At 42.5% G+C, this 4,180-nt stretch carries 5 protein-coding genes; all 5 read right to left on the bottom strand.

The features are described 5' to 3' along the window. A partial coding sequence (locus B2089_RS12000; RefSeq protein WP_296687466.1) for a hypothetical protein occupies positions 1–605 on the bottom strand: 605 nt, incomplete at its 3' end. Then, a complete protein-coding gene (locus B2089_RS12005; protein ID WP_296687469.1) occupies positions 592–1,941 on the bottom strand; it encodes a hypothetical protein in 1,350 nt (449 codons plus the stop codon). The genes B2089_RS12000 and B2089_RS12005, both read right to left, overlap by 14 nt. Positions 1,942–1,980: 39 nt before the next feature. Next, complete coding sequence (locus B2089_RS12010; RefSeq protein WP_296687472.1) at positions 1,981–2,403, bottom strand: hypothetical protein; 423 nt, start codon at positions 2,401–2,403, stop codon at positions 1,981–1,983. A gap of 302 nt (positions 2,404–2,705) precedes the next feature. Continuing rightward, positions 2,706–2,906 carry a hypothetical protein gene (locus tag B2089_RS12015; RefSeq protein ID WP_296687475.1) on the bottom strand — a complete coding sequence of 67 codons (201 nt, stop codon included), beginning with the start codon at positions 2,904–2,906 and terminating at the stop codon, positions 2,706–2,708. Next, positions 2,903–4,180 (bottom strand): DNA methylase (locus B2089_RS12020; protein WP_296687478.1); only part of this gene is annotated, 1,278 nt, incomplete at its 5' end. The genes B2089_RS12020 and B2089_RS12015, both read right to left, overlap by 4 nt.

Raw genomic sequence — 4,180 nt, forward strand, 5'->3', positions numbered from 1 at the left:
TTTCCGCCATCAGACTGAGCCATATCGTTCACAAAATCGAAAGCATCTTTGTATGGAAATTCTTTTTTGACTTCCGTTCCGCTCTGAATGTCGAAGCTTGCCGTGCAAATCAAATCTTTATTTTTTACAGCATAATTGATTTTGCCGTCGCCAACAGAAAGAAGCATGACCTTGTGCTTGTTGACCATTGAATCGTAAGTGGTGTCGAGATAAGTCGCCTTGTACCGGCCGTTCGCATCATAAACAAGAACCGCCTCGCGCGAAATTCTGTTTCCGTCCCAGGCACCTTCCTTTACATAAACATTTCCATCCGCATCAACTAAAAAATCATCGGCATAGAAAAAATTGTCGGGCTGCCTGCCAGAAGGAGGCAAAACATGCCGCACTAAATTTGATTCTTTTTCGACGACAATAATTCGAGTTCTCTGTTTGTCGAGAATGTAGCGAAGTTCCCCATAATCACGCACAATATAGGGCGAATCAAGTGCAATTTTTTTTGAAACAGGGAATTCAATCTCATCTTTATTAAAAAAAGAAAACAGGCCAAGGCTGATTGCAAGAATTAAAAGTGCCGCCGCCCTGATTCCCTTCTTAGCGTTTATCATAATCTTCCTTTTTTATGTATTCCTTGTACTGCGGCTCGGTTGAAAAAAGTGTCCGCCAGCCGTCCGAGCTGATTCTGATTGGGTAAAGAAGAGCCGAGAGTTTTATTTCCCCCTTGTGCATTTTCCGGCATTTCCAGAAAGAATCGGTTTCGCCAAGATAATCCACTTCAAGAATGTTCCTGACTCCATAGAAATAGAACGGCAATGCAGGAAGAGTGATATAATCTTTTACTGACTCAATTTTTTCCTGGATGCCCGAAATAATTCTGCTCGTTGAAGGCTTTTGAACAAAAGGAGCGCGCTTTTCGTAGTACAATTCCAAAAGCTCTTTTGTTTCGCCACTCATCATCTTGCACTCAACTTCGGGATATTTTTTCTTGAAGAATTCAAAAAGCTCCTCGTACATTTTGATGACAGGCCGGGCAACTTCCCGGAATCGCTCGTGTGCGCGCAGACGAATTTCCTGTGGCAGAGACTCAAGCATTGCGTCCAGGTATTTTTGATAAGAAGCATCGACAATCGGCAGCGTGAGGCAGGAACCTGTCGCCCTGGCAAGCTCAAAAAGATACAAAATGCTGTCGTATTCTTCGGTAGTAAGAAGATTTTTGCGGCTTTTAAAAGACACATCCACGACATCCTGAGCATTCTGCTTGGTAAATTCAGCTTCCTGAGAAACTCTGTCCTCAACACTTCGGCGGCGGGTGGTAAAGTCATAGATTTTCTGGCTTCCGTCCTTGAGAGTCCAAATCATATCGACTTCGTGCTCGCCAAAAAAGCATGGGCCGCCAGTGATTGCAGTTTTTTCACCATTGGCAACGGCGCGGGCAAAATCTTCGAGGCCGGCCGCAAAATAAGGCATCTGCTCCTTGAACGGCCAGCGAGCTTTTTTGAACTGAGGCAGTTTTTCCTCAACCATCTTGAAGTCATTGATTTCGACAAAAGTTTTGTAGACAATAGATGAGCCTTTACTGGCTTTTGACAAATCAACTTTTGAAAGAAGTTCCTTTTTGCGGATGCGGAGTTCCTTGATTCTGTCCTTGTTCTCAATCGTGTTCCCTGAATCTTTGTAGCTTTTTATCTCGGAATTGATTTTTTCGACTTCGATTTTGTCATTTCCTTCAAGGAGTTCTTCGGCGTTATTTAAATCAGGAGCCTTGCCCTCAACAACCTCAAAAAAATCAGCCGCGCTGAAAGGCCATCGTACAAAATCATTGGAAGAATCTTTGTAAATCGACTCGCTTTGTTTTACGCCCATTGAAGCCAAAAGGCTCTGAGTTGAGTAAATATCCTTTCCATGAACATAAAAATACTCTTCGTTGTGTTCGCGATCTTCCATAAGAAAATTATAACACAGGTATGTGGAATTTGCTAGAATTTAAAAATTATCTGAAAAAAATGTCATTGGAGCCGTAAAAAGCTGGTTCGCAACGCAAAGAGGGATATAAGCATCTTCAAGACCGCCATAAATTTTAAATCCATATTGCCCAAGGTTGAAGGTTATTGATTTTTGACCGGTGAATATTTTTTTTACATAAAACATAATCGTGTCTGTTTTAAGGCTGACATTTTGATTAGGGAATATAAAGCCAGCCCATGTCGGACAATAAATCGTGTTTGCAGCACTATTTATCTCAAGAGGAAATGATTTTCCCAAAGCCTGAGCCGCAATCGTATATTTTCCGCTTGAATAAGAAATTGAACTGACTGATGCTTTGCAAGCTGTCGAAAGCCAGTATTTTAAGCCGACATATGGGAGATACTCATTTCCATTGTAAATTCGGAGATAAAGAGTTTCCACAACATCAGTATCCTTTCCATTGATGACAGAAACGGCCCGGCTTTCAAAATTAGTGTTTTCTTCCTAAGGATTGCCGGACATTATATAAGTGATGTCGTCACCGGCCTGTTTGCAAGCAGAAAAAACAGCCGCAAAAATCAAGGCCATAAACAGAACATGAACTTTTTTCATAAGTCCTCCTGAAATAAAAACTTAAATTAATCTTATAGCAGGAAATACGGTCTGCCAAACTTTTTTAGGGGAATTTAAGGAAGAAAATGTTGTGGTGGAAGGAGATGAGGGGGCTGGAGAAATGGGGGCGTTCAGTAGAATTTTTCACCCGGTTTTTCTTCCATGCTTTCGATTTCGGCTTTAAGGGTTTCTTCAAGAGCTTTTTCATAGCCTGTCAAAGCTGCAAAAGGAAGAAAGATTTTTGCCCGCTGACTTACAGGCATTCTCGGGTGATTAAAATCTGGTTTTTCTGGTGGCCAATTGGTATTGATGATGTCATCGTAATTTTTCATGCCTTGTGACCTCCAATCTGTTTGTTTCTTTCGATAGTCATTGCACTTTCCTGCAAGTTTGTTCCTTTTAGAATCGCATTTTTCCCGAATTTTTTGATGATTGCAAGCCGGGCTTGTTGAAGGCTCTCTTCTTTTTTGTCAGGAATATTTTCTTCAATATTATCAAAAAGGCTTGCTTCTCTTTCCGACTGATTTTTGATTCCGTTTGCCGAAATGTTGAATCTCCTGACCTTCAAAGCAGGATTCACGATGCGCTCATAAAGCCTGACAAAACCTTCCGTTATCGCCTTTGAGGAATTTGTATCATCGCCCACAAAAGCTGAACCGTGGGCAGGCTTTGGAACAATCCGGCCGTAAAAGTCTTCTACAAACTCGCCGTCAAAATTTTTAGGAATCCCTTCGATATCATAACCGACCTGAAGAGTCACCGTGCTTGTGACGAGATTCTTTTCAAACAAATCCAGAGCCAGAACTTCCGCCATCTCCCTGATGATGATTTTTCCTTCTTCAAAAGAATAAGGACGCTGGAGAACCTGACCGCTGGTGAGCGACTTTGCCGTGCTTTTGTAGCTCTTGATGTCCTTCATCCCGACATTTTCGTAGCCCCACGCATGATCAATCAGAATTTCCGCATCAATTCCAAAATCATCGTAAAGAAGATTCGGATTCCGTATCGAAGTCCGGGCAATATCCCCCATAGTAAAGATGAACTTTTTCTCCAGACGGCGCGCAGTTCCCTTACCAATCCGCCAGAAGTCAGTGAGAGGCTTGTGATTCCAAAGCGTTTTACGGTAAGTCAGCTCGTCAAGCTCAGCAATGCGAACCCCATCCTCGTCAGCCGGAATATGCTTCGCCACAATATCCATCGCAATTTTACAAAGGTAAAGGTTTGGCGCAATCCCTGCCGTGGCAGTGATACCAGTCTCAGAAAGAATGTTTTTGATGACTTTGATGGCAAGTGAGTGGGCATCAATTTTATAAAGCTTAAGGTAAGAAGTAGCATCAATAAAAACCTCGTCGATGGAATAAACATGAATGTCCTCAGGAGAAAAATATTTAAGATAGATATTGTAAATCCGGGCAGAATACTGAATGTAAAGAGCCATGCGCGGTGGCGCCGTGATGTATTCCAGTTCCTTCCCAGTCTGCCGTTTGATTTCACGAGCCTTAGCCTCCACCTCAAAAAGCCTGCTCCGCCCAGAAAGCCCATAAGCCTTCAAAGCCGGAGTGACCGCAAGACAAATCGTTTTGCTGGAACGGCTTGAATCAGCAAC

The sequence above is a fragment of the Treponema sp. UBA3813 genome (genome assembly GCA_002368605.1).
Lineage (GTDB): Bacteria > Spirochaetota > Spirochaetia > Treponematales > Treponemataceae > Treponema_D.